25 protein-coding genes are annotated in these 23,308 nt (G+C 65.9%); 11 read left to right on the top strand and 14 right to left on the bottom strand.

The genetic code is table 11. The annotated features are described in order from the left end of the window. Positions 1–51: 51 nt before the first annotated feature. Together JQ604_RS37370 and JQ604_RS37375 are read right to left on the bottom strand one after the other, a co-directional pair. The gene (locus tag JQ604_RS37370) at positions 52–342 is read right to left on the bottom strand and encodes a hypothetical protein (protein ID WP_212365748.1); all 291 of its coding nucleotides are present in this window, start codon (positions 340–342) and stop codon (positions 52–54) included. 219 nt (positions 343–561) lie between these two features. After that, complete coding sequence (locus JQ604_RS37375) at positions 562–927, bottom strand: sigma factor-like helix-turn-helix DNA-binding protein (RefSeq protein WP_349631185.1); 366 nt, start codon at positions 925–927, stop codon at positions 562–564. A 66-nt stretch (positions 928–993) separates the two neighbouring features. Here JQ604_RS37375 and JQ604_RS37380 point away from each other — a divergent pair, with 66 nt between their 5' ends. The 4 genes from JQ604_RS37380 to JQ604_RS37395 are packed head-to-tail and all read left to right on the top strand — an operon-like array spanning position 994 to position 3,895. Then, on the top strand, positions 994–1,314 hold the full coding sequence (locus JQ604_RS37380) for a c-type cytochrome (protein ID WP_212365773.1): 321 nt from the start codon (positions 994–996) through the stop codon (positions 1,312–1,314). Beyond that, positions 1,315–1,710, top strand: a complete 396-nt coding sequence (locus JQ604_RS37385; RefSeq protein ID WP_212365749.1) for a VOC family protein — start codon at positions 1,315–1,317, stop codon at positions 1,708–1,710. A gap of 36 nt (positions 1,711–1,746) precedes the next feature. Beyond that, positions 1,747–2,295: a gluconate 2-dehydrogenase subunit 3 family protein gene (locus JQ604_RS37390; RefSeq protein WP_212365750.1), complete on the top strand. Its 549-nt coding sequence runs from the start codon at positions 1,747–1,749 to the stop codon at positions 2,293–2,295. 31 nt (positions 2,296–2,326) lie between these two features. Continuing rightward, entirely contained in the window at positions 2,327–3,895 is a 1,569-nt protein-coding gene (locus JQ604_RS37395) for a GMC family oxidoreductase (RefSeq protein WP_212365751.1), read from the top strand. Between the two features lie 72 nt (positions 3,896–3,967). On the opposite strand, the gene JQ604_RS37400 is transcribed toward JQ604_RS37395, so the two are convergent. Next, entirely contained in the window at positions 3,968–4,288 is a 321-nt protein-coding gene (locus JQ604_RS37400) for a ribbon-helix-helix domain-containing protein (RefSeq protein ID WP_212365752.1), read from the bottom strand. A gap of 222 nt (positions 4,289–4,510) precedes the next feature. Here JQ604_RS37400 and mutL point away from each other — a divergent pair, with 222 nt between their 5' ends. Beyond that, entirely contained in the window at positions 4,511–6,328 is a 1,818-nt protein-coding gene (gene mutL / locus JQ604_RS37405; RefSeq protein ID WP_212365753.1) for a DNA mismatch repair endonuclease MutL, read from the top strand. 101 nt (positions 6,329–6,429) lie between these two features. On the opposite strand, the gene rsmD is transcribed toward mutL, so the two are convergent. After that, positions 6,430–6,990, bottom strand: a complete 561-nt coding sequence (gene rsmD, locus JQ604_RS37410; RefSeq protein ID WP_212365754.1) for a 16S rRNA (guanine(966)-N(2))-methyltransferase RsmD — start codon at positions 6,988–6,990, stop codon at positions 6,430–6,432. Positions 6,991–6,996: 6 nt separating this feature from the next. Continuing rightward, positions 6,997–9,051 (bottom strand): pseudouridine synthase, encoded by a 2,055-nt coding sequence (locus JQ604_RS37415; protein WP_212365755.1) that lies wholly within the window; start codon positions 9,049–9,051, stop codon positions 6,997–6,999. Between the two features lie 111 nt (positions 9,052–9,162). Here JQ604_RS37415 and JQ604_RS37420 point away from each other — a divergent pair, with 111 nt between their 5' ends. Next, entirely contained in the window at positions 9,163–9,621 is a 459-nt protein-coding gene (locus tag JQ604_RS37420) for a nucleoside deaminase (RefSeq protein WP_212365756.1), read from the top strand. A 99-nt stretch (positions 9,622–9,720) separates the two neighbouring features. Here JQ604_RS37420 and JQ604_RS37425 read toward each other — a convergent pair whose 3' ends face one another. Continuing rightward, entirely contained in the window at positions 9,721–10,626 is a 906-nt protein-coding gene (locus JQ604_RS37425) for an alpha/beta fold hydrolase (protein ID WP_212365757.1), read from the bottom strand. Between the two features lie 115 nt (positions 10,627–10,741). On the opposite strand from JQ604_RS37425, the gene JQ604_RS37430 reads away from it, so the two are divergent. Beyond that, entirely contained in the window at positions 10,742–11,971 is a 1,230-nt protein-coding gene (locus tag JQ604_RS37430) for an acyl-CoA dehydrogenase family protein (protein WP_212365758.1), read from the top strand. A 205-nt stretch (positions 11,972–12,176) separates the two neighbouring features. After that, entirely contained in the window at positions 12,177–12,326 is a 150-nt protein-coding gene (locus tag JQ604_RS37435; protein ID WP_212365759.1) for a bacteriocin, read from the top strand. On the opposite strand, the gene purD is transcribed toward JQ604_RS37435, so the two are convergent. After that, complete coding sequence (gene purD / locus JQ604_RS37440; protein ID WP_212365760.1) at positions 12,327–13,604, bottom strand: phosphoribosylamine--glycine ligase; 1,278 nt, start codon at positions 13,602–13,604, stop codon at positions 12,327–12,329. It abuts the gene before it with no gap. 170 nt (positions 13,605–13,774) lie between these two features. Here purD and xseA point away from each other — a divergent pair, with 170 nt between their 5' ends. Then, on the top strand, positions 13,775–15,385 hold the full coding sequence (gene xseA / locus JQ604_RS37445; RefSeq protein WP_212365761.1) for an exodeoxyribonuclease VII large subunit: 1,611 nt from the start codon (positions 13,775–13,777) through the stop codon (positions 15,383–15,385). On the opposite strand, the gene JQ604_RS37450 is transcribed toward xseA, so the two are convergent. Then, entirely contained in the window at positions 15,382–16,209 is an 828-nt protein-coding gene (locus JQ604_RS37450; protein WP_212365774.1) for a dienelactone hydrolase family protein, read from the bottom strand. The genes xseA and JQ604_RS37450 overlap by 4 nt on opposite strands. A gap of 197 nt (positions 16,210–16,406) precedes the next feature. On the opposite strand from JQ604_RS37450, the gene JQ604_RS37455 reads away from it, so the two are divergent. Further along, positions 16,407–16,634, top strand: a complete 228-nt coding sequence (locus JQ604_RS37455; RefSeq protein ID WP_212365762.1) for a DUF2093 domain-containing protein — start codon at positions 16,407–16,409, stop codon at positions 16,632–16,634. Here the strand turns inward: JQ604_RS37455 and lpxK are convergent. The 6 genes from lpxK to JQ604_RS37485 all read right to left on the bottom strand — a co-directional run bounded on the left by lpxK (position 16,631) and on the right by JQ604_RS37485 (position 22,213). Further along, the gene (lpxK, locus tag JQ604_RS37460) at positions 16,631–17,659 is read right to left on the bottom strand and encodes a tetraacyldisaccharide 4'-kinase (RefSeq protein WP_212365763.1); all 1,029 of its coding nucleotides are present in this window, start codon (positions 17,657–17,659) and stop codon (positions 16,631–16,633) included. The genes JQ604_RS37455 and lpxK overlap by 4 nt on opposite strands. Beyond that, positions 17,652–18,956 carry a 3-deoxy-D-manno-octulosonic acid transferase gene (locus tag JQ604_RS37465; protein WP_433996323.1) on the bottom strand — a complete coding sequence of 435 codons (1,305 nt, stop codon included), beginning with the start codon at positions 18,954–18,956 and terminating at the stop codon, positions 17,652–17,654. Before JQ604_RS37465 ends, lpxK begins: the two co-directional genes overlap by 8 nt. Continuing rightward, the gene (locus JQ604_RS37470; protein WP_212365765.1) at positions 18,949–19,662 is read right to left on the bottom strand and encodes a lysophospholipid acyltransferase family protein; all 714 of its coding nucleotides are present in this window, start codon (positions 19,660–19,662) and stop codon (positions 18,949–18,951) included. Before JQ604_RS37470 ends, JQ604_RS37465 begins: the two co-directional genes overlap by 8 nt. Next, entirely contained in the window at positions 19,659–19,907 is a 249-nt protein-coding gene (locus tag JQ604_RS37475) for a DUF4170 domain-containing protein (RefSeq protein WP_212365766.1), read from the bottom strand. Before JQ604_RS37475 ends, JQ604_RS37470 begins: the two co-directional genes overlap by 4 nt. A 112-nt stretch (positions 19,908–20,019) precedes the next feature. Further along, the gene (locus tag JQ604_RS37480; protein ID WP_212365767.1) at positions 20,020–20,829 is read right to left on the bottom strand and encodes a 3'(2'),5'-bisphosphate nucleotidase CysQ; all 810 of its coding nucleotides are present in this window, start codon (positions 20,827–20,829) and stop codon (positions 20,020–20,022) included. Then, entirely contained in the window at positions 20,816–22,213 is a 1,398-nt protein-coding gene (locus JQ604_RS37485; RefSeq protein ID WP_212365768.1) for a TldD/PmbA family protein, read from the bottom strand. Before JQ604_RS37485 ends, JQ604_RS37480 begins: the two co-directional genes overlap by 14 nt. Before the next feature lie 284 nt (positions 22,214–22,497). Here JQ604_RS37485 and JQ604_RS37490 point away from each other — a divergent pair, with 284 nt between their 5' ends. Beyond that, positions 22,498–23,022, top strand: a complete 525-nt coding sequence (locus tag JQ604_RS37490) for a DUF6101 family protein (protein WP_212365769.1) — start codon at positions 22,498–22,500, stop codon at positions 23,020–23,022. The last annotated feature ends 286 nt before the right edge of the window (positions 23,023–23,308 follow it).

The raw sequence follows: 23,308 nt of genomic DNA on the forward strand, positions 1-23,308 counted from the left end.
ATGACTGAGAGAAGCGGAGGCGACCACAAGGGCCGCCTCCGCCTGATCCGATCAATAGCGCTTGCTGCCGGTGGTGTCGGCACCGGTGCCCTTCGTGGAACCGTGCCCCGCCCCGACCGTTCCCTTCGGGCTCGGCTTGGCGTTGACGCCCTTCTGCTGCGATGTCGGCGTCGTCGCCTCCATGTCCTCGTCGCCGCTGCCGGACATTCCGCTGGGCTGTGTCGTGGTTCTGCCCTGCGCGCCGCGCGTCTGCGTGTCCGTCGACAGGCCCTGCGCCAGGACGGGACCGGCCATTGCAGCCGAGACGGCGAGTGCGAGCACAGTGGTTTTCGCCAGCTTCATCCATTACTCCCAGATATCTAAGTCACGAGATCAGTCGCTCGGCGCGGGCGCGCCGCTTGCTGCGCCGGGACTGCCCATCGTGCGGATTTCAAGTTTGTTCGCAAACGGCGCGCAGGCCATGCAAACGACGCCGTGTGGTGATCGTGCAGGGTTTTCGCGGTCATTTCGCGGAATTGTCGTCCGCATATTTGGCAGCGCGAGTTCCGCTCGCCTCGAAGGTTAATCGCGCACCAGATATTCCCGGATCATCAGCCGCGCGCGATGGATGCGCGCCTTCACGCTCTCGCGGGTGAGGCTGAGCACCTCAGTGGTCTCGTCGATCGACAATTCCTCGATGTCCCGCAGCAGGATGACCTCACGATAATGCTCCGGCAGTGACTGGATCGCGCCATAGAGCCATCCCGACGCGCTTTCGGTTCGCGTGCCTCCGAATATTTCTGCGCTCGCATTCGGTATCCCAGACCCGTTCACATTCGCGCGCAGCCGCTTTTGTTCTGGCGTGAAACAGCCCGCTACTACCACCGGCGATTTTCCGCCCCCTACAGTCATCGCACGCCAACGGTGATGTCGATGAAAAAGCTGCACGCAGGATGGGGACTCGTATCAGGATTTTGCAGCGCGATGCTTGCAGTGCAAACGGCCGGCGCGCAGATGCCCTTGCCATCAGCCAAGCCGCCCGATGGCGCAACCCTGTTCAAGCAGCAATGCGCGACCTGCCACACCACCAACACGTCAGAACCCGTGCGGCAGGGCCCGTCGCTCCACAAGATCGCGGGCCGAGCCGCCGGCAAGGCTGACGGCTTCAAATATTCGGCAGCACTCGCCAAGGCCGATTTCACCTGGGATGACGCCAAGCTCGACGCCTGGCTCACCAATCCGCAGGAACTGCTCCCCGGCGCCACGATGGTCTACCGCCAGGCCAAGCCGGAGACGCGCGCCCTGATCATCGCCTATCTGAAGGAGCTGAACTGAATGGCCAAGCCCGTCCATTCGATGATCCGCGTGTTCGACGAGGCCAGGGCGCTCGACTTCTACAAGCGCGCCTTCGGTCTCGACGTCGCCGACCACCTGAAATTCGGAGACTTCGCGCTGATCTATCTGCGCCATCCGTCCTCGCCGTTCGAGGTCGAGCTGACCGTCAATTACGATCGCAAGGAGCCCTACACGCTCGGCGACGGTTACGGCCATCTCGCCGTCGTCGTCGACGACGTCGATGCCGAGCACGCACGTTTCGACAAGGAGAAGCTCGCGCCCGGGCCGCTGCGCGACTTCAAGCACGACGGCAGGACGCTGGCGCGCTTCTTCTTCGTCTCCGATCCCGACGGCTACAAGATCGAGGTGATCCAGCGCGGCGGGCGCTTCGGCTGATTCCAGTGCAATCAAGAAATCAGGGAGGAAACACACATGAGAGAAGTCGATCGTCGCAACAAATTTGACCGCCGCGTCTTTCTCAAAGGCGCCGCCGCAACCGCGCCGGCGGTTGCGATCGCCACCTCGACCGGACTCGGCATCGGCGATGCCTGGGCCGACGATGCCACCGCGCTGACGCCGGCCGCGATGAAGACGCTGCTGAAGATGGCACGCGACATCTATCCGCACGATTTCCTCGGCGACAGCTATTACATATCAGCGGTCAAGCCGTGGGACGGCAAGGCCGCGAAGGATCCGGCCGTGAAATCGCTGCTCACCGCCGGCGTGGCACGGCTCGACCAGGAAGCCAATGAGCGTCACAAGGTGCCCTATGCGCAGGTCGGCTGGGAAAACGACCGCGTCGCGCTGCTGCAACGGATCGAGCAGACCGACTTCTTCCAGAAGATCCGCGGCGACCTAATCGTCTCCCTCTACAACCAGAAAGAGGTCTGGCCGCGCTTCGGCTATGAGGGCTCCTCCGCCGAGCATGGCGGCTACATCAAGCGCGGCTTCGCCGACATCGACTGGCTGCCGAAGGCTTGAGCCACAACGCACGCTGAGGAGGAAACAAACAATGGCAAAATTCGATCTGAATGACAGCGGCGTTGTCGTGATCGTCGGCTCCGGTGCCGGCGGCGGAACGCTCGGCAATGAGCTGGCGCAGAAGGGCATCAAGGTGGTGATCCTGGAGGCCGGCGCCCGCATCGAGAACCAGGACTTCGTCAACGACGAATGGGAGAGCTTTACCCAGCTCGCCTGGTCCGACATGCGCACGACGTCGGGCAGCTGGCGCGTCGCCAAGGACTTCCCGAACCTGCCGGCCTGGATCGTGAAGGCGGTCGGCGGCTCGACCACGCACTGGGCCGGCGCCTCGCTGCGCTTCGACGAGCACGAGTTCAAGATCAAGAGCGCCTATGGCGGCATCTCCGGCGCCAATTTGCTGGACTGGCCGATCACGCTCGCCGAGCTCGAGCCTTACTATGCCAAGGCCGAGAACAAGATGGGCGTGACCCGCACGAACGGCATTCCCGGCCTGCCCGGCAACAACAATTTTAAGGTGCTGGAAGCCGGCGCCAAGAAGCTCGGCTACAAGGAGGTCCACACCGGGCGGATGGCGATCAACAGCGAGCCGCGCGACGGGCGTGGCTCGTGCCAGCAGATCGGCTTCTGCTTCCAGGGCTGCAAGTCCGGCGCCAAATGGTCGACGCTCTACACGGAGATTCCGAAGGGCGAGGCCACCGGCAATCTCGAAGTGCGCCCCAACAGCATGGTGATCAAGATCGAGCATGACGCCTCGGGCAAGGTGACCGGTGTGGTCTATGCCGACGAGAGCGGCGCCATGCAGCGGCAGAAGGCACGCGTCGTCGCGGTCGCCGGCAACTCGATCGAGAGCCCGCGGCTGCTGCTCAACAGCGCCTCGAACATGTTCCCGGATGGGCTGGCCAACTCGTCCGGCCAGGTCGGCCGCAACTACATGCGGCACATGACCGGCAGCGTGTACGCGACCTTCGAGAAATCGGTGCACATGTATCGCGGCACCACCATGGCCGGCATCGTCCGCGACGAGGCCCGCAACGATCCGAAGCGCGGCTTCGTCGGCGGCTATGAGATGGAGACGCTGTCGATCGGCGTGCCCTTCATGGCGGCGTTCCTCAATCCCGGCGCCTGGGGCCGTTCCTTCACGTCGGCGATGGAAGGCTATCCGCGGATGGCCGGCATGTGGCTGGTCGGCGAGGACATGCCGCAGGAAACCAACCGCATCACGCTCGATCCGAAGGCCAAGGACAAGTTCGGCATGCCGGTCGCAAGCGTGCATTTCGACGATCATCCGAACGACGTCGCGATGCGTGAGCACGCCTACAAGCAGGGCTCGGCGATCTACGAGGCGGTCGGCGCCACCGTGACCTATCCGACGCCGCCCTATCCGAGCACCCACAACATGGGCACCAACCGGATGAGCGAGAAGGCCAAGGACGGCGTGTGCAACAAATTCGGCCAGACCCACGACGTCAAGAACCTGTTCATTTCCGACGGCAGCCAGTTCACCTCGGGCGCGGCCTGCAACCCGACGCTGACCATCGTGTCACTGGCGATCCGCCAGGCCGACAGCATCGCTGGAGCAATGCAGCGGAAGGAGATCTAAGTCCCTCAAACTCAAAGCGGCCCTGTCCATCCCCCGGACAGGGCCGCTTTTCTTTGTGTGGCGTTGCTGAGCTTACTCGGCCGCGTCGAGCATCGCGGTCGCGTTGTCGCGATATTCCGGAACAGCCGGTGCCACGGCGCGCGAGCGATAGATCAGGCACGAGCAGCGCAAGAGCGAGGCGAAATTGTTGACCTCGCCGTGATGGTCCAGGACTTCGTTGTGGAGGGTGGTGAGGAATTTCGCGAGCGTCATGCCTTCCTTGGCCGCGATCTCCTCCAGCGTATCCCAGAACGACATCTCCAGCCGGATCGAGGTGCAATGGCCGTCGATCCGCAGCGATCTGGTCTGCGATTCATAGTCGCGTTGCGGCTGGTGCGCGAACAGATGGCACATGGGATCCTCCCGACAGGCTTATAATTTTTCTAAACGATATACCTCCGGATGCGGCCCCACAATTGGCACGTAGGGAGTATCGCCACGGACGCGATCGCGAGCATCTTCAAGGCGATAGGCCGGGATCATCCCCAGCTCAGAGGACCGAATTCCGATCCGCCCCATGCATTTGCCGGCGCGAGCGCTTACAATGCGGTCAGGTTCCGAATCCGTAAGATATCCATGCCCGTCCGCCAGCTCCCCGAACAGCTCGTCAATCGCATCGCCGCCGGCGAGGTGGTCGAACGTCCCGCGAGCGTGGTCAAGGAACTCGTCGAGAACGCGATCGATGCCGGCGCCAGCCGGATCGACATCTTCACCGATGGCGGCGGGCGGCGGCGAATCGGCATTACCGACGACGGCGGGGGCATGACGCGGCAGGATCTCGCGCTTGCGGTCGATCGCCACGCCACCTCCAAGCTCGACGACGAGGACCTGCTGCGGATCCGCACCCTCGGGTTCCGGGGCGAGGCGCTGCCGTCGATCGGCGCCGTGGCCAAGCTCGGCATCACCACGCGCCACGCCACCGAACCGCACGCCTGGTCGCTGTCGGTCGAGGGCGGCGAGAAATCGCCGATCATGCCGGCGGCGCTCGGCCAAGGCACCCGTGTCGAGGTCAATGACCTCTTCTACGCGACGCCGGCGCGGCTGAAGTTCCTCAAGACCGACCGCACCGAGGCCGAAGCCATCCGCGAGGTAGTGCGGCGGCTTGCGATGGCGCGGCCCGATGTCGCCTTCACGCTGGCCGGCGAAGAGCGCGCGCCGGTGACCTGGGCCGCCGCGCTGCCCGGCGCTGCCGGCCGGCTGACCCGGCTCGGCGACATCCTCGGCGGAGATTTTCGTAGCAGCGCGATCGAAGTGCGCGCCGAACGCGAGGGCGTCGTGGTCGAGGGCTTTGCCGCGGCACCGTCGCTGACCCACGCCAATGCCCTCGGGCAATATCTGTTCGTCAACGGCCGCCCGGTGCGCGACAAGCTGATCCTCGGCGCGGTGCGCGCCGCCTATTCCGACTATCTGCCGCGCGACCGTCATCCGGTGGTGGCGCTGTTCGTCACCTGCGATCCGCAGGAGGTGGACGCCAACGTGCATCCGGCGAAAACAGAAGTTCGCTTCCGCAACGCCGGCCTGGTCCGCGCACTGATTGTGCATGCGCTGAAGGAAGGCTTGGCGCGCGAGGGCAAGCGCACCGCGGCCAACACCGACGGAGCCGCGCTCTCCGCCTTCCGCCCCGCCTTCACGCCGCCGCCGCGCGCGGGGAATTGGGACTGGCGCAGCTCGCCGTCTTATCCGGTCAATCCTGTTCGCTCATTCGATGGAGCTGCCGCAACAGCCTTCGCCGAGGCCGGCCAGGCCGCTTTCGATGTGGGCACGCCGACCGCCGATGTCCGCTTCGAGGCCGCACCTGCGCCCGACATGCTGGACCGTCCACTCGGCGCGGCGCGCACGCAGATTCACGAGACCTACATCGTCTCGCAAACCCGCGACGGGCTGATTGTGGTCGACCAGCACGCCGCGCACGAGCGCATCGTCTACGAAAAGTTGAAGGCGTCGCTTGCCAAGAACGGCGTGCAGCGGCAGATCCTCCTGATCCCCGAGATCGTCGAGCTCGATGAATCAACCGTCGAGAAACTGCTCGATCGCGCCGAGGAGCTTGCCTCCTTTGGCCTTGCGATCGAATCCTTCGGCCCCGGCGCGGTCGCCGTGCGCGAGACACCGTCACTGCTTGGCAAGGCCAATGCCGCGGGGCTCTTGCGCGATCTCGCCGAACACATGGCCGAATGGGACGAGGCGCTGCCGCTGGAGCGCCGCCTGATGCATGTCGCGGCCACCATGGCCTGCCACGGCTCGGTCCGCGCCGGCCGCCGCCTCAAGCCGGAAGAGATGAACGCGCTGCTGCGCGAGATGGAAGACACACCGAACTCCGGCCAGTGCAACCACGGCCGTCCGACCTATGTCGAATTGAAGCTCAGCGATATCGAGAAGCTGTTCGGGCGGCGGTAGCCGCCACAAAGCAGCTGCGTAGGGTGGGCAAAGGCGCTCTTGCGCCGTGCCCACCATCCACGGCGTGCTCGCGATGGTGGGCACGCTTCGCTTTGCCCACCCTACGAAGTCGGGCCCTTCAAAAACACAAACTCCGTGTCGTCATACGCGCGCCGCTCGAGCTCCTCGAATCCATCAGGCGCCGCGAATGCCACAGCCTTTGCTTCCTCTACCACCAGCAGCGCGCCCGGCGTCAGCCAGCCGCCGTCGCGCAGCGAGGCGAGCGCCTTGTCGGCGAGGCCCTTGCCATAGGGCGGATCGAGGAACACCAGCGAGAACGGCTCGACCGGATGCGCAGGTCCAAGGTCAGTCGCATCGCGGCGATAGACTTTCGTCGTGCCGCCTAAGCCCAGCGACTCCACATTGTTGCGCAACAGCGCGCGCGCTTCGGCGCCATTGTCGACGAACAGCGTGAACCTGGCGCCACGCGAAGATGCCTCGATGCCGAGCGCGCCGGTGCCGGCGAAGAGATCGAGCACGCGCGCATCCGTGATCGGATCGTCATAGGCATGCGCGAGGATGTTGAACACGGACTCGCGCAACCGATCCGCCGTCGGGCGGATCTCGCGCGACTGCGGCGACGCCAGATTGCGGCCCCTCAATCGTCCCCCGACGACGCGCATTGCGGATTACTCGTCCCGCGGCTTGAGATCGCGCTTGCCGTGATAGCCGCGCTTGGGACGGCGCGGCGGGCCGTAGCCGTTGGCCTCGTCCTCGTTGCGGGCGCGCGCCTCCTCGCTGCCGGTGCGCTGCACCAGCACACGGCGACCCTTGCGGTCGTTGATGACAGCGCGCTTGCTCGCGGGCTTGGATGGCTTCTTGCCCTCGCCATCGTCGGCCTGACTCTGCTCCGGCCGAGTGAAATCGGCGCCGGCGATCTTGGCGACCTTCTCACCGAGCTGCTCGCGCAGCACCCGCGTCTTGACCTCCTCGACCTTGCCCTCCTCGAGCTCGCCGAGCTGGAACGGGCCGTAGGAGACGCGGATCAGCCGGTTCACCTCGAGGCCTAGATGCGCCATCACGTTGCGCACCTCGCGGTTCTTGCCCTCGCGGATCGCGAACACGACCCAGACGTTGGCGCCCTGGTCGCGCTCCAGGGTCGCTTCGATTGGCCCGTATTTGACGCCGTCGACCTCGACGCCTGCCTTCAGCTGGTCGAGCTGGGCCTGCGTCACCTCGCCATGGGCGCGGACGCGATAGCGCCGCAGCCAGCCGGTGTCGGGCAGCTCGAGCGTACGCGCGAGCCCGCCGTCATTGGTGAGCAGCAGCAGGCCCTCGGTGTTGAAGTCGAGCCGGCCGATCGAGATCAGCCGCGGCAGGCCTTCGGGCAGATTGTCGAACACAGTCGGCCGCCCCTCGGGATCGGCATGCGTCGTCATCAGCCCGCGCGGCTTGTGATACATGAACAGCCGCGTGCGCTCGCGCGGCGGCAAATTCTTGCCGTCGACCGCGACCACGTCATTCTCGGTGATGTCGAGCGCCGGCGAATTGATCACGCGGCCGTTCACGGTGACGCGGCCCTGCGTCACCATCTCCTCGGCGTCGCGGCGCGAAGCAAGGCCGGCGCGCGCCAGCACTTTTGCAATGCGCTCGCCGGATTTCTTCGGCTTCGGCTCCGGACGCTCGCGGCGGTCGTCATACGACCGCTCGCGATAGGCGCCGCGACCGCCGAACGCCGGCCGCTTGGTAAAGATCTGGCTGTCGTCTTCATTGTCCCGGCGCGGACGATCGGAGAAACGGCCCTCGCTGCGCGGATGCTCCTGCCAGTCGGTGCGGCCCTCGGGCCGCTCGCGCCGATTGTCGCGGCGATCGCCGCCCTCATCGTCGCCCCAGCGCGGCCGGCTGAATTTCGGCCGATCACTCTGCTCGCGATCGTCGCGCGAGCGCGAGAAACGCGGCCGATCGCCACCGCGATCGCCGCGGTCATCACGCTTCTGCCACGGCTTGGATTCGCCACGCGGCGGGCGATCGCCGAAATCCTTGCGCGGACCACGATCCCCCCGGTCGCCCTTGCGATCCGGCGCGCCGCGCGAAAATTTCCTGTCGCCGCTGAATTTCCGCTCGGGCCGATCGCCGTCGCGCGAGGGACGATCACCGAATGATCGCTCGCCACGCGGCGTATAGGGGCGCTTCTCGCCATCACGCTCGCGCGGTGTGTAGGGCTTCTTGTCGCCGAACTTCCGATCGGAAAATCGGCCGGCCGGGCGGGCGTCATCGCGATCGCGCCGCGGCGGACGATCGTCGCGGTTGTAGTTCGGGCGGTCGCCGCGAGGCGTGTAGGGACGCTTTTCGCTGCCGCGGTCTTCGCGCGGTTTGAACGAACGCTTTTCGCCATCGCGATCAAATCTCGGCCGGTCGCCGCGCGGCTTGAACGACCGTTTCTCGCCATCGCGCGCGGCACGGTCGCGGAATGGCCGGTCACCACGGGGACGGTCGTCGCGGTTGAATCGGGGCTTGTCGCCGTAGTCGCGGCGCGGCGCATCACCGTCCTCGCGGCGGCGGAACGAGCGGCCCTCGCCCTTGTCGCCGAAGGAGCGCTTGCCGCGGTCGCCGCCCTTGTCGCCGTAGCTGCGCTTGCCGAACGGCTTGTCGCCGCCGCGGCCACCGCCCGGGCGGCCCTTGCCGGGCCCGCCCCGGTCACGCCGTCCGCGGGAATCGTTGTCTTTATCGCTGTCGCGGGGCATGAAAGTCTCGCTTGGGGTAAGGTCAAACGGCCGTGCGCCCGCAACTCGGCGGCGCATCAAAAGCCGGTATCCACATTGGCTGAAGGCGAAGCTACTAGCAGGTTTCTTGGGATGATACGAGGCATGTCAGCCCCTTCTTTCATGGATTTGGCGCTGAAAACCGCCGAAAATGCCGGAAAATCGGGCGAAGTTCCGATCGGATGCGTGATTGTCAGGGGGTACGAGGTGATCGCCACCGCGGCCAACCGCACCCTGACCGACCGCGACCCCACTGCCCATGCCGAGGTTTTGGCGATCCGCCAGGCCGCGGAGGCCATCGGCACCGAGCGGCTGGTCGATTGCGACCTCTACGTCACGCTCGAGCCCTGCACCATGTGCGCCGGCGCGATCTCGCTGGCCCGCATCCGTCGGCTCTATTACGGCGCCGCCGATCCCAAGGGCGGCGCGGTTGAATCAGGCGTACGCTTCTTCTCCCAGCCGACCTGCCATCACGTGCCGCAGGTCTACGGCGCGCTGGGTGAGGGCGAGGCGGCGCGACTGCTGCGGGAGTTCTTCAGGGAGCGGCGGTGACCGCTCCGTAGCCCGGATGGAGCGCAGCGTAATCCGGGTTCAGACCATCCGCGGAGGGAGCGGCCCCGGATTACGCTGCGCTCCATCCGGGCTACGGCATCACGCCGCCAGAAAAAACTCCCGCAGCAGTTTCGCCGTTGCCTCCGGATTCTCCTCCGTCAGAAAATGCCCGGAATCCACCGGCGTGCCGCTGACGTTTGTCGCCCACTTCTTCCACGTATCGAGCGGTGTTGTCGCGGCGCTCGCAACCCCGGCATCACCCCACAGCGCCAGCATCGGGACGGTGATCTTCTTGCCGGCCAAAAAGTCGGCCTTGTCGATCTCGTAATCCGCATAGGCACCGGCGCGATAATCCTCGCACATCGCATGGATACGCGCGGGATCGCGGAACGGCGCCAGATAATGCTCCAGCGCGCGCGGATCCATCGCGTCCAATGTCCCGCTCTTGGTCTGGCTCGCCATCTTCTCCTTCAGGAAGAACTCGCCCGCGCCTGAGATCAACGTCTCCGGCAACGGATAGGGCTGCGCCAGGAAGGCCCAATGGTAGATCTTCAGCGCCGACAGTCGGTTCAGCTTCTCCCAGTAATCATAGGTCGGCGCGATATCGAGCACCGCGAGCTTCGACAGCCGGCCGGGATGATCGAGCGCCAGCCGATACGACACGCGGCCGCCGCGGTCGTGGCCGGCGAGCGCGAAATGCACATGGCCGAGGCTCTCCATCATCTCCACCATGGTCTTCGCCCAGGCCCGCTTGGTGTAGGGCGTGTGATCCTTGTCGCTTGCGGGCATGTCGGACCAGCCGTAGCTCGGCAGGTCCGGAATGATCAGCGTGAATTTGTCGTCGAGCTTGGGCGCCACCTGATGCCACATCACATGGGTCGACGAGAAGCCGTGCAGCAGAAGCAGCGGCGGCCCCTTGCCGCCGACGCGGGCGAAGATGCGGCCCTGCGAGGTGTTGATCCATTCGGAGGCATAGCCGGGAAAGAGATCGGCGAGATCGGGCATCCGGGGCTCCTTTCGCGGCGCGTTCTTGCTTCAAACTTTGTTTGTCGTTGCCGCTGACTTGAGCGAGGGTTATGCCATCCACCAAGGCAAGCCATCAAGAACAAGGGGAAACGTCATGATCGATTTCGAAATCCCGTCTGATGCCAAGGCGATCCGCGAGAAGGTGCGCAAATTCGTCCACGACGAATGCATCCCCGCGGAAAAGGAACTCGACACCAAACCGCTCGCCGAGGTGCTCGGCCCCTTGCGGAAAAAGGCTCGCGCGCAGGGGCTGTGGTGCCCGTTCGTGCCGAAGGAGTATGGCGGTATGGGGCTCGGGCCGCTGGCCAACGCGCTGGTGCAGATGGAGCTCGGCGAGAGCATGCTGGGCGCGCTCTCGATGAACACGCAGGGCCCCGACGATGCCTCGATGATGACGATCCTCGCCCACGGCACGGACTATCAGAAGGAGAAGTTCCTTAAACCCCTCTTGAACGGCGACAAGCGCATCTGCTTCTCGATGACCGAGAAGGCCGCCGGCGCCGACGCCACGGGCATGCAGACCACGGCCGTGAAGGACGGCAACGAGAACTACATTCTCAACGGCGAGAAATGGTTCTCGTCCTCCGCGAGCGTCGCCGACATGGCGCTGGTGATGGCCAAGACCGATCCGAACGCGCCGCGCCACAAGCAGTACTCGACCTTCATCGTCGAGCTGCCGAACCCCGGCTACAAGATCAAGCGCAACGTCGCCAACATGGCGATCGAGGGCCCGCATGACGACGTGATCCATGGCGGCCACTCCGAAATCGAGATCAGGGATCTGAAGGTGCCGGCCGACAATCTGCTTGGCGGCGAAGGCAACGGCTTCAACATGGGCCAGCATCGCCTCGCCTATGGCCGGCTGCGCCACGGCATGCATAACGTCGCGAAAGCCCAGCGCGCGCTCGACATGGCGGTTGCCCACGTCACCAAGCGCTCGACCTTCGGCCAGTTGCTGGCCGACCGGCAGGCGGTGCAGTTCATGCTCGCCGATTGCGCGAGCGAGCTCTATATCGGCCGATTGATGTTGCTGCACATCGCCTACAAGGCCGAGAAGGGCCTCGACATCCGCCAGGAAAACTCGATCGCAAAAATCTTCCACGCGCACATGGTGCACAAGGTGATCGACACCGCGATCCAGCTGCACGGCGCACTCGGCTTCAGCCAGGATACGCCGCTCGCGAAGTGGTACACCCAGGTGCGCTCGCAGCGGCTGGTCGACGGGCCGGACGAGGTGCACAAGTGGAAGATCGGCAAAAACGTCATCAAGGCGTTCCGCGAGCACGGCACCACGGCAAGCGCTGCGGGTGGGGATTTGCTGTAAGCGACATCGCGTAGGGTGGGCAAAGGCGCGTTTGCGCCGTGCCCACCATCTACGGCGTGCTCGTGATGGTGGGCACGCTTCCGCCTTCGCTCGTTGAGCTACGGCGGACGGGCTCGCTTTGCCCACCCTACGGCACCGCGTGATCCGGCTCACAGTCTCCGCGATCTTCGCCGCTACAATCCCCTCATCAACGAAGGGGATTGCCATGACCGACGATCCGACGCGCGACCACCGCACCGACACCTCGCGTCGCGAACTGAGCGAAGACCAGCTCGCGCAGATTTCCGGCGGCAACCACTCGATCCTCTCGCCGCGCGATGCGGCATCGGGGTTGCCAACCGGCAAGCGGCTCTGATTAACCCCGTTCCGCCTCCATCGCCTGCCAGGCGATGTCGCGGCGGCAAAAACCGTCCGGCCATTCGATCCGATCGACCGCTTGATAGGCGCGGTCCCGCGCTTCCGTCACGGTCTTGCCGATCGCGCAGACATTCAGCACGCGCCCGCCATTGGCGAGGATCGCGCCATCCTTCGCCGTTGTGCCAGCATGGAATATCTCGACGCCCTCGACCTTGGCGGCGTCTTCGAGGCCATCGATCCGCGTGCCCTTGGCGTAATCGCCGGGATAGCCCTTGGCGGCCATCACCACCGTGAGCGCGGGGTCGGGGTACCAGCGCAGGTCAAAGTTCTTCAGTTGGCCATCGCAGGATGCGAGCAGCGCCGGCACGATATCCGACATCATCCGCAGCATCAGCACCTGGCACTCGGGATCGCCGAAGCGGACGTTGTATTCGAACAGCTTTGGTCCCTCTGCCGTCAGCATCACGCCGGCATAGAGCACGCCCTTGAATGGCATGCCGCGCTTCTTCATGCCCGCAACCGTCGGCAAGATGATCCGCGCCATGATCTGGTCGTGGATTTCTGGCGTCACGAACGGTGTCGGCGAATAGGCACCCATGCCGCCGGTATTCGGCCCCTCGTCGTGATCGAACACACGCTTGTGGTCCTGCGCAGTCGCGAGCGGGATCGCGGTCTCGCCGTCGCACAGCGCGAAAAAGCTGATCTCGCGGCCGGACAAAAATTCCTCGATCACGACCTCGGCCCCGGCCGCGCCGAACCCGCCTTCGAACATCATCGCGATGGCGGCTTCCGCCTCGGCCAGCGTCATCGCCACCACGACGCCCTTGCCGGCGGCGAGCCCGTCAGCCTTGACCACGATCGGCGCACCCTGGGCGCGGACATAGGCCAGCGCATCATTGGCATTGTCGAAGCGGCGATAGGCGCCGGTCGGAATGTTGAACTCGCTGCAGAGATCCTTCGTAAATCCCTTGGAGCCTTCGAGCTGCGCGGCCCGCTTGCGCGGCCCGAACGCCTTGATGCCGGCGCTAGCGAGATCATCGACCACGCCGGCCGCGAGCGGCGTCTCCGGCCCGACCACGACGAAATCCACCGCGTTCGCCTTGCAGAAGGCGATCACCGCGGAATGATCGGCCACATCGAGCGCGACGCAGTCGGCCTCTTGCGCAATCCCGGCATTGCCCGGCGCGCACCACAGTTTCGTCACCAGCGGGGAGGCTGCGATCTTCCATGCGAGAGCGTGTTCGCGGCCGCCGGAACCGAGCAGGAGGATGTTCATGAATGACTGCCGATCTAGAGGGGGGTGCCACGGTATTTCGCCACGGTGTAGCACGGCGCAAGACGGCTGCAATCGAGCGCTCTGACCATATGTGGATATGTGAGCCAGCGCCTGAAACTGGCCGCTCGGACCTTGCGCCCGGGGTCAAAAACCCCGATTCTATGGATCGAATGACCGCCGCCCCGAATCTGCTTAACGCGCCTGAATTCACCGTCTCGGAACTCTCCACCGCGCTGAAGCGCACGGTGGAGGACCGCTTTGGCCATGTCCGCGTCCGCGGCGAGATCTCCGGCTTCCGCGGGCCGCACTCCTCCGGCCATTGCTATTTCGCGCTGAAGGACGAGAGCGCCAAGATCGAGGCGGTGATCTGGAAGTTCGCCCACGCCCGGATGCGCTTCAAGCCGCAGGAAGGGCTGGAGGTCATCGCGACCGGCAAGCTCACGACCTATCCGAACTCCTCGAAATACCAGATCGTCATCGACTCCCTGGAGCCAGCCGGCGTCGGCGCGCTGATGGCCTTGATGGAGGAGCGCAAGCGGAAGCTCGCCGCGGAAGGTCTGTTCGATGAGGCGCGCAAGCAGCTGCTGCCCTGGCTGCCGGAGGTGATCGGCGTCGTCACCTCGCCGACGGGCGCCGTGATCCGCGACATCCTGCATCGGCTGGAGGACCGCTTTCCCCGCCGTGTGCTGGTGTGGCCGGTCAAGGTGCAGGGCGAAGGCTCCGCCGAGCAGGTCGCCGCCGCAATCCGCGGCTTCAACGCGCTGCCCGAGGGCGGCCGGATTCCGCGGCCGGATCTCCTGATCGTCGCGCGCGGCGGCGGGTCGCTGGAGGACCTCTGGTCGTTCAACGAGGAGATCGTGGTTCGCGCCGCCGCCGACAGCATGATCCCGCTGATCTCCGCGGTCGGCCACGAGACCGACATCACGCTGATCGATTTCGTCGCCGACAAGCGCGCGCCGACGCCGACGGCCGCCGCCGAGATGGCGGTGCCGGTGCGCAGCGAGCTCTTTGTCGAGGTCGAGAGCCTCGCCCGGCGCACCATGGTGTGCTGGCAGCGCGCGCAGGAGGCCCGCCGCCGTGAATTGCGTGCCGCCGCCCGCGCCCTGCCCGCCGCGCACGAACTGCTCGCGATCCCGAGGCAGCGGCTCGACCATCTCGCCGCCGGCCTGCCGCGCGGGCTGAAGGCCAATACGCATGCGCATTTTCGCCGCTTCGCCGCCAGCAGCGCGCGGCTGACGATCGGGGTGCTGCGCGGCCAGGTCGCACATGCGCGGCAACGGCTGACGGTCTCCGGCGAGCGCATCACGCTGTCGGCACGTTCGCTGCTGCATCGCCGCCGCGAGCGATTTGCGGGGCTCGAGATCAGGCTGAAGGCCTCGAAGCTCGCCAATGCGCAGGCGCAGCGCAATGCGATCGCGCGCAACCGCGAACGCACCCACCGCCTCGCCGAACGCGCGCGGCGGGCGCTGGCGACCGCAATGCAGCGGCTCGAGGCACGTGTCGGCCATAGCGGACAGTTGCTGTCGGCGCTGTCCTATCGCGGCGTGCTGGCGCGCGGCTTTGCGCTGGTGCGAGACGAGCACGGCCACGCCGTTCATTCCGCAGCATCGGTCGGGCCGAGCGCCAATCTCACCATCGAGTTCGCCGACGGCCGCGTCGCGGCCACCGCCGATGCCGATCGTCCGCCCGCGGCTGTGAGCGAGCCCAAGGCGCCGAAGGAGGCGAAGCCGGCGGCGCCGAAGCGGGTTGCAAAACCTGTCGATCAAGGCAGCCTGTTCTAACGCGCAAGCCATTCGGCAACGCGCTTCTGCGCATCGCTGCGCGCGTCGGCGTCGGTGCCGAGATGGCCGCGCTCCGGCGTGGCGGCATCCGATCCGCTGATCAGGCGCAGCGGCAGATTCGCGCGATCGAAATCATGATAAGCCTCGGGGTAGACGATGATGCGCGCCAGCGCGCTGCGGCCGCGTGCGCCGTCGACCATCGCATGGCAGGCTGACGGCGAGGTGACGTCGTCGCGGCCGCCGATCAGCACCAATGTCGGCACCCGCGCGCTCCAGCCGAGGCCGAGCGAGGAGCGGCAATCCGGATAGAACGCGACTGCGGAGCGAAAATCCGGCAGCGCGTTGCGCGCCAGCAGTTGCGGGCGCACCGCCCAGAGCAGCGCGCCGCCGCCATTGCCCCAGCCGATCAGGCTGATGCGGTCGCGCGCCACCCATTTCTGCTGCACCAGCCATTGCCGCGCGGCGTTGATGTCGGCGACGCGCTCGCGCCGTGCCTGCACCTGACGCTCCCGGGCGCGGCATTGCGGACCGATCTCGCGCGAGCTGTAGCTGTCGGGCATCAGTACCGCATGGCCGGCCTTCAGCAACTCCTCGGCCCAGTCGCGATAGCGCGGCAGCACCGGCTCGGACGGACCGGCCAGGCCGTCGCAGGCATGCAGCGCGATCACGGTCGGAAACGGCCCATCGCCGTCGGGCCTGAACAGCTGGGCACGCAGCGTGATGCTGCCGTCGGGAATCTCGACCTGGTGCGGCGCGGCCAGCGGCGCGGCCGCGACCGGCGCAGCCAGCAGCGTCAGGAACAGGGTGATTGACGTCAGGCGCATGCGCTCGGGCCGGGTCGTGATGGCGCTGGAGACCCAGCGCGCCGTGAATTCAAGGTTATCATCCACGTCGCCGCCAAATCATCACAAGTCGGTGGTTTAACGGGCGGACACCCCACCCTATCTGTGATAGACGGGACCATGACCATTCGGTAAGCCTCGCGGTCAGTCTCGAATGGGGCGATGCGGAGAGATTTGACGTGCTGAACAAGTTCGGGCCTTCCGGCCATGGCGAAGCGCAGGTGCAGTATCTCGACGGCGATTTCCGCGTGATCTCGCCCGGGACCTATGTGCGCTGCGCGATCACGGACGCCCGGATTCCGCTCGACGAGTTGAAGTACTGGAGCGTCGACCTGCAGGAGGCCTATGCGCTTCCGACCGCGGTGCTGCAGCGGCACTATCCCGGCGCGCTCAAGCCGCAAGGCTAGCCTCCCCCCCGCCGTCGCGCGTCACGCGCCCTGAACAATCGATCGGTGACGAAGCGCCGCAGCTGCGCCGGCTCATTGAATTCCAGCGTCACCTTGAACGGCACCACTCTCTGCACGTGAGGCAGCATGCCGTCGCCGCCATGGATGCGGGCAAGGTCCTTTTCTGTCGTCACCAGCGTGAGCCCGTCGCGTCCGGCGTCAAGGGACAGATCCTGGATATCACCGTCCGAATATGGATGATGGTCAGCGAAAACGCGGCTGCTGACGATCTCGACCCCGCTGGCGCGCAATGTCCTGAAAAAGCGGTCGGGATCGCCGATGCCGGCGAAGGCGAGCACGCGCTTGCCCTGCAACGCCGCGACTGAGACATCGTCGGGCTTGATAGAGGCGGCGAGCACCGGTTTGCCTTCGTGCGCAATCTCGGCCGCAATCTTCTTCGCCGCCTCCCCCTCGCCCACCACGATCAGCGCATCGGTGCGCGCCAGCTGCGGCTTCAGGGGCGCGCGCAAGGGACCGGCGGGAATGACGCGGCCATTGCCGACGCCGCGGACGGCATCGATTACGATCAGCGAAGCGTCCTTGGCGACGGCCGGGTTCTGGAAGCCGTCGTCCATCAGGATCACGCTCGCGCCCTGCGACTTCGCCAGCGCCACGCCCGCGGCGCGATCGCGGGCGATCACGACCGGCAGCGTCGCCGACATCATCAAGGGCTCGTCGCCAACCTCGGACGCGTCATGCCGTTCCGGATCGACCTTGATCGGCCCGCGCAGGCTGCCGCCATAACCACGGCTGAGCACCACCGGCAGTTCGTCCAGCTCGCGTAGCAGTTTGACCAGCGCCAGTACCGTCGGCGTCTTGCCGGCGCCGCCGACGTGATAGTTGCCGACACACAAAACGGGAATGCCGGCATCGAGCCCGCCCTGTCGCATCCGCCGCGCGGCGACGGCGCCGTAGACGGCTGCGAGCGGTCGGAGCAAATAGGATTTCCAAGACGATGGCCGGTGCCAGAAGGCCGGCTCACGCATTGGCAGCTCCCATCTCGAGCTGCAGTTGCAGCAGATAGGGCTCGAGCGCGGTGAGCGTGCGCTCCAGCGCACCGCCGAGTTGGTCTACGACCTGCTCGGACGCCGCAAGCGACGCGTCGCGTGCCGCAGGATCGGCGAGGAACTGGCCGAGCTGCTTGACCAGCGCTTCCTGACTGTCGGCGCGCCTGGCGCCGCCGGCGCGATCCAGCGCCTCATAGACCTCGGTGAAGTTGAACACGTGCGGGCCGTGCACGATGGAGGCGCCGAGCTTCACGGCCTCGATCGGATTCTGTCCGCCATGCTCGATCAGCGAGCCGCCCATGAACACGATCGGCGCGAGGCGATAGAACAGGCCGAGTTCGCCCATGGTGTCGGCGACATAAATGTCTGTGGTCGCGACCGGCAGATCCTCATGCGAACGCTGCGAGGGATGCAGGCCAGCCGCGCTGACGAGCCGCGCCACCGCCTCGCCGCGGTCGGCGTGGCGCGGCACGATCACGGTGAGCAGGCCCGGGAAAAAGCCGGACAATGTCTTGTGGGCCTCGATCAGGATTTCTTCCTCGCCCGGATGGGTCGAGGCCGCGACCACGATCGGCCGTCCCCGCGTCACCGACATCAGCCGCTCCAGCTTGGCCGGGTCGGCCGGCGGCGCCGGCACGTCGAGCTTGAGATTGCCGGTGACGCGGACATTGCGGCTGCCGAGCGCGGCGAAGCGTTCGGCGTCGACCTTGGATTGCGCGAGGCAGATGTCGAAGCGGCCGAGCAGCGCCGAGATCGTCGCATGGGCGCGGCGCCAGCGCGGGAACGAGCGCTGCGACATCCGGCCGTTGATCAGGACCATCGGCAGCCGCCGCGCGGCGCTCGACAGGATCAGGTTCGGCCACAAATCGGATTCGATGAACAGCGCCAGCGACGGCCGCCAGTGGTCGAGGAAGCGCGTCACGTAGCGCGGCGAATCATACGGCACGTATTGATGGATCACGTCGGGCGGAAAGCGCTTGGCGACGATCGCGGCCGAGGTCACCGTGCCCGAGGTCAGCAGGATGCGCAGATTGAGCGCGCGCAGCCGCTCGATCAGCGCGGCGGCGGCCAGCACCTCGCCGACGCTGGCGCCATGAATCCACACCAGCGGCCCGTGCGGCCGCACATCGGCGCTCATGCCGCGCCGCTCGCCGACTCGTTCGGGGTCTTCCTTGCCGAGCTTGAGGCGGCGCTTGATCAGGGCAGGCGCGAGCGGCACCATCGCAGACGACAGCTTGCGATAAACACGCAACGTCATCGGGAGCGAGTTAGCCAAGCGCTGCCTCCGGTCGCCCGACCGCTGCATAGGCGCGCCGGGTCGCTTCGTTCAGGAGCGTCTCCACCTGCAGCCGGCACTTTTCCATGGTCTCGGCGTCGGCATCGGGCGGGACGTACACTGCCTCAATACCTACCACTGCGCCGCGCCCGAATGGCAAATTGATGGTCGTCGAATCCCAGTTTTTCAACCGGGCAAATCGGCTGGTCACCATGGCGAAGGGAAGGATCGGCCGCCCGCTCTCCCGCGCCAGCATGATGGCGCCGAGGCCGGCCACCCGCGCCCGCTTCGGCACGTCGGCGGTCGTAGCGACATTCCAGCCCTCCTCCAGCGCCCGCACCATCTCCTTGAAAGCGCCGACCCCGCCTTTGCGGTGGAACGCGCCGCCGTGGTCGCCGGAACCTCTGATCGTGCCGATACCGAGCCGCTCGGCGGCGATCGCGTTGAACTCGCCGTCGCGATGGCGGGAGATCAGGACCTTGGCGCGGTAGCTTTCCTTGGTCTTGATGAACGGCGTCAGGAAGTGCTGGCCGTGCCAGAACACGAAGATGCCGGGCATCTCCGGCTCGACCCGCGCATAGATATCGACGGGGTCATAGACGAAGCGGTTGGTCAGCCAGACCAACCGCAAATACTCGGCTGCAAGCCAGCCGAGTGCACGCTGCACGAAGCTGCTGCGCAAAAAGTCGCGTAAGAGACGTTTCAATGGGAGTGCTTTTCGTCCTGTTCCGGATCGAGCAGCCGGTGGAGATGGACGACGAAGTAGCGCATCTGGGCGTTGTCCACCGTCATCTGCGCCTTCGCCTTCCAGGCCGCATGCGCGGTCGCGTAGTTCGGGAACACGCCGACGATGTCAACCTGGTCGAGGTTCTTGAAGGTGTTGTGCTCGAGATCGACCAACTCGCCGCCGATGACGAGATGGAGCAGTTGCGGCTGGGCAGTGTCTGACATGATGTTCTTTCCTAACAGGTTGCCCGGCAAGCAAGTCTGATCGTGGTCTTGAGTCTGGTCGTGGTCTTTAAGTCGGAGTCCTGGATCGGATGCGCAACGCTAGTGGGGAAACTCACGGCAACGGACGCTTGCGAAAATGCTCGACTATGCGGGCATGACGATCCCGTCCTGCAGCCACCAGCACCCCATGCATCACCTCCCGGCGATTGTATTCAATCGCATCCCCCGAGAGTTCGGTCATCTTACCATCCGCTTCCTGCACGATCAAATTCGCGGCGGCAAGGTCCCAGTCGCGGCTTTGCCCGCCGGCGAATGCCGCGTCAAGGCTGCCCTGCGCCACTCGGCACAGCCGCAGCGCCAGCGAGCCGATGCGCGGAAACAGTGTGACATCATCATGTGTCGCACTCAGGCGTTGCACCAGCGGCTTCGGTCCGGCCATGCGCGGGAAATCATAGTCGGTGCCTGATGTCGCCTGCACCGCGACGTCGTTGCGGGTGGCGCCGCGGCCGCGCGCGGCGAAAAAGAATTCGTCGGTGACGGGCGCATAGACCGCAGCCAGCACCGGCGACGCACCTTCGACCAGCGCCACGCTGACGCACCAATCCTCGCGGCCGGCGAGATAGCTGCGGGTGCCGTCGATGGGATCGACGATCCACACCAGTTTCTTGCCGAGCCGCGCTGAATCGTCGGCGCTCTCCTCCGACAGCCAGCCGTAATCCGGCGTCGCCGAGCGCAGCCGCTCCTCGAGCAGGTCGTTGACCGCGATGTCGGCTTCCGAGACCGGGGACGAGGCGCCCTTGATCCAGTTCTTCAGCTCGGTGCGGAACAGCGACTGCGCCAGCGCGCCGGCCTCGCGCACCGTTTTGGTCAAGAGCGCCGCGTCGCGCGCCGTGATCCAGTCGGCCGTATCAGCGTCCGCCAAGCGTCAGGCCCTCGATGCGCAGGGTCGGCGCATTGACGCCGTAGCGGAATTCCAGGTCGTTCGCCGCCACCAGCGACTTGAACATCGGCAGCAGGTGGCCGGCGATCGTGACTTCGCTGACGGGATAGGTGATCTCGCCGTTCTCGATCCAGAAGCCGGAGGCGCCGCGGCTGTAATCGCCGGTGACGCCGTTCACGCCGGAGCCGATCAAATCGGTGACGTAGAAGCCCTGCTTGATGTCGGAGATCAGTTCCTTCGGCGTCACGTGGCCGGCTTCGAGATGCAGATTATAGGTCCCCGGCGACGGCGAGGACGACACGCCGCGATGTGCATGCCCGGTGGTGACGAGGCCGAGCTCGCGCGCGGTCGCCGAATCCAGGATCCAGGAGGTCAGCACGCCCTCGTCGATGATCGCGAGCTTCTTCACCTGGACGCCTTCGGCGTCAAACGTCTGCGACCGCAGGCCGCGGACGCGCAGGGGATCGTCGATGATGCGGATGTCCCTCGAGAACAGCTGCTCGCCGAGCTTGTCCTTCAGGAAGCTGGTCTTGCGCGCGATCGAGGCGCCATTGATAGCGCCGACGAGGTGGCCGATCATCGAGCCCGCGACGCGCGGATCATAAACCACCGGCACCTTGCAGGTCTCGACCTTGCGCGGATTGCCGCGGGCCACCGCACGCTCGCCGGCCTTGCGGCCGACCGTTGCCGGCGAATCGAGATCGGATGCGTGCGGCGCGCTGGTGAAATCATAGTCGCGCTCCATCGAGGTGCCCTCGCCCGAGATCGCGGTCGTCGAGATGCTGTGGCTGGAACGCAGGTAGGAGCCGTGGAAACCGGTCGAGGTCACCAGCACCATGCCGCCGATGCCGGTCGAGGCCGACGCGCCGCCGGATTTCGTCACCCCCTTCACCGCCAGCGCCGCGGCTTCGGCTTCAGTGGCGCGGCGTTCGAGCTCGGCGGTCGAGGGAACCGTGCGATCGAGCAGATCGAGATCGGGGAAATTCTTCGCGTGCAACGCCGGATCGGCGAGCCCGACATATTTGTCATCGGGCGCGACGCGCGCCATCGCCACCGCGCGTTCGGCGAGTTTCGCAATTCCGTCGCCCGAGACGTCGTTGGTCGAGACCACCGCCTGACGCTGGCCGACGAACACCCTTAAACCTACATCGTCGCCTTCGGAGCGCTCGGTCTCCTCGACGCGGCCGTCGCGCACCTCGACGCCCTGCGACACACCGCGCACCGCGACCGCGTCCGCGGCATCGGCGCCGGCCTTTTTTGCCGCCTCGACGAGACGCTGCGCCAGGTCGGTGAGCGCGGATTGATCGAACAGGTCAGAAGTACCGCTCTTGTGCGCGGCCGGAGCGTTGGATGGTGAAGAGTTCACGAACGAATTCCTGCGGATTGGACGGGGGAGCGGAACCGGATCGGCGATCTCCTGAGATGTGCTGGATTCTCAGGGATTTCAAGCACTTTCGCGCATTGAAAAAGCAAAGATTCTCGGCATCGGGGCAAGGACTCGTCAATCATGCGTGCCAAGGTCTTGTCAATCATGCGGACAGATGCGGCGGCGGTGACATTGGGTTAACCAGCCTTTTTAAGCTGATACGGAAACGCCTCCGCTAAGGTCTCACGCATCGACCGGGAACACCCGGCGGGGAGATAAAAGCCGTGAGGCGTCAAACATCAACAAGCGGGATCAATCCCGCCGGGTCGAGCCGCGCTCTGCGGCTCGACCCTCTTTCCCTTCCGCTCTCCTTCCACGCGCAGGACACCCGCGCCGACGGCGGCGTGCGGCAGATCGAGCTTCATCGCGAACGTGTGGTGCTGCGCCGTGCCCTCAACGGCATGCGAATGGCCGTCAACGTTCGCGTCAGTGACTTCATCGGCATTGCGCTGCGCGGCCTCGACGACGCGCAGATGCTGGTGCTGGTGCATCGCGATCCCTCGCTCAACATTCCGCTCGGCTCGAGCGCCGATGCCGAGGAGACCGCGACCGCCTGGCAGACCTGGTGCGACATCTTCCAGCTGCCGCAGCTCACCGAGGACGCCCCGCGTGCCCCCGCCCCGCGCCGCCGCCGCCGCAACGCCATCCGCGACCGCCGCCCGAAATTCCTGGTCCGCCGCCGCGCCGGCGCGCAGCTCGGCGACGCCAGCGTGCATCGCGACGAGCGCGAGATCATCGCAAGGAATTGAATCGCTCCATCCGCTCGTCATAGCGAGCCGCCCACCCGCGATGTCATCACCCGCGCATGCGGGTGATCCAGTATTCCAGAGACGCCAGCGATTGAGCCGATGGGCCGCGGCGTACTGGATCGCCCGCTCCGGTGCGCAAGTGCGCACAAGGCGGGCGACGACACTGAAGATGTGAGTCCGCATTCTCGCGACATGGTCTGTCCGAGTTATCCATCTCGTTCCGCCCTCTCTCGATAGCGAGGGCGCAGGGAAGACCGGGTGCACGCCGCACCCGCGGTCCCGTGCG

It is taken from the genome of Bradyrhizobium jicamae (genome assembly GCF_018130695.1).
GTDB lineage: Bacteria > Pseudomonadota > Alphaproteobacteria > Rhizobiales > Xanthobacteraceae > Bradyrhizobium > Bradyrhizobium jicamae_B.

What these genes read in the sequence shown, in the direction of transcription:
- JQ604_RS37370 (WP_212365748.1), bottom strand. Translation starts at nt 342, where the DNA reads ATGAAGCTGGCGAAAACCACTGTGCTCGCACTCGCCGTCTCGGCTGCA.
- JQ604_RS37380 (WP_212365773.1), top strand. Translation starts at nt 994, where the DNA reads ATGCCCTTGCCATCAGCCAAGCCGCCCGATGGCGCAACCCTGTTCAAG.
- JQ604_RS37385 (WP_212365749.1), top strand. Translation starts at nt 1,315, where the DNA reads ATGGCCAAGCCCGTCCATTCGATGATCCGCGTGTTCGACGAGGCCAGG.
- JQ604_RS37390 (WP_212365750.1), top strand. Translation starts at nt 1,747, where the DNA reads ATGAGAGAAGTCGATCGTCGCAACAAATTTGACCGCCGCGTCTTTCTC.
- JQ604_RS37395 (WP_212365751.1), top strand. Translation starts at nt 2,327, where the DNA reads ATGGCAAAATTCGATCTGAATGACAGCGGCGTTGTCGTGATCGTCGGC.
- JQ604_RS37400 (WP_212365752.1), bottom strand. Translation starts at nt 4,288, where the DNA reads ATGTGCCATCTGTTCGCGCACCAGCCGCAACGCGACTATGAATCGCAG.
- mutL (WP_212365753.1), top strand. Translation starts at nt 4,511, where the DNA reads ATGCCCGTCCGCCAGCTCCCCGAACAGCTCGTCAATCGCATCGCCGCC.
- rsmD (WP_212365754.1), bottom strand. Translation starts at nt 6,990, where the DNA reads ATGCGCGTCGTCGGGGGACGATTGAGGGGCCGCAATCTGGCGTCGCCG.
- JQ604_RS37415 (WP_212365755.1), bottom strand. Translation starts at nt 9,051, where the DNA reads ATGCCCCGCGACAGCGATAAAGACAACGATTCCCGCGGACGGCGTGAC.
- JQ604_RS37420 (WP_212365756.1), top strand. Translation starts at nt 9,163, where the DNA reads ATGATACGAGGCATGTCAGCCCCTTCTTTCATGGATTTGGCGCTGAAA.
- JQ604_RS37425 (WP_212365757.1), bottom strand. Translation starts at nt 10,626, where the DNA reads ATGCCCGATCTCGCCGATCTCTTTCCCGGCTATGCCTCCGAATGGATC.
- JQ604_RS37430 (WP_212365758.1), top strand. Translation starts at nt 10,742, where the DNA reads ATGATCGATTTCGAAATCCCGTCTGATGCCAAGGCGATCCGCGAGAAG.
- JQ604_RS37435 (WP_212365759.1), top strand. Translation starts at nt 12,177, where the DNA reads ATGACCGACGATCCGACGCGCGACCACCGCACCGACACCTCGCGTCGC.
- purD (WP_212365760.1), bottom strand. Translation starts at nt 13,604, where the DNA reads ATGAACATCCTCCTGCTCGGTTCCGGCGGCCGCGAACACGCTCTCGCA.
- xseA (WP_212365761.1), top strand. Translation starts at nt 13,775, where the DNA reads ATGACCGCCGCCCCGAATCTGCTTAACGCGCCTGAATTCACCGTCTCG.
- JQ604_RS37450 (WP_212365774.1), bottom strand. Translation starts at nt 16,209, where the DNA reads ATGCGCCTGACGTCAATCACCCTGTTCCTGACGCTGCTGGCTGCGCCG.
- lpxK (WP_212365763.1), bottom strand. Translation starts at nt 17,659, where the DNA reads ATGCGTGAGCCGGCCTTCTGGCACCGGCCATCGTCTTGGAAATCCTAT.
- JQ604_RS37475 (WP_212365766.1), bottom strand. Translation starts at nt 19,907, where the DNA reads ATGTCAGACACTGCCCAGCCGCAACTGCTCCATCTCGTCATCGGCGGC.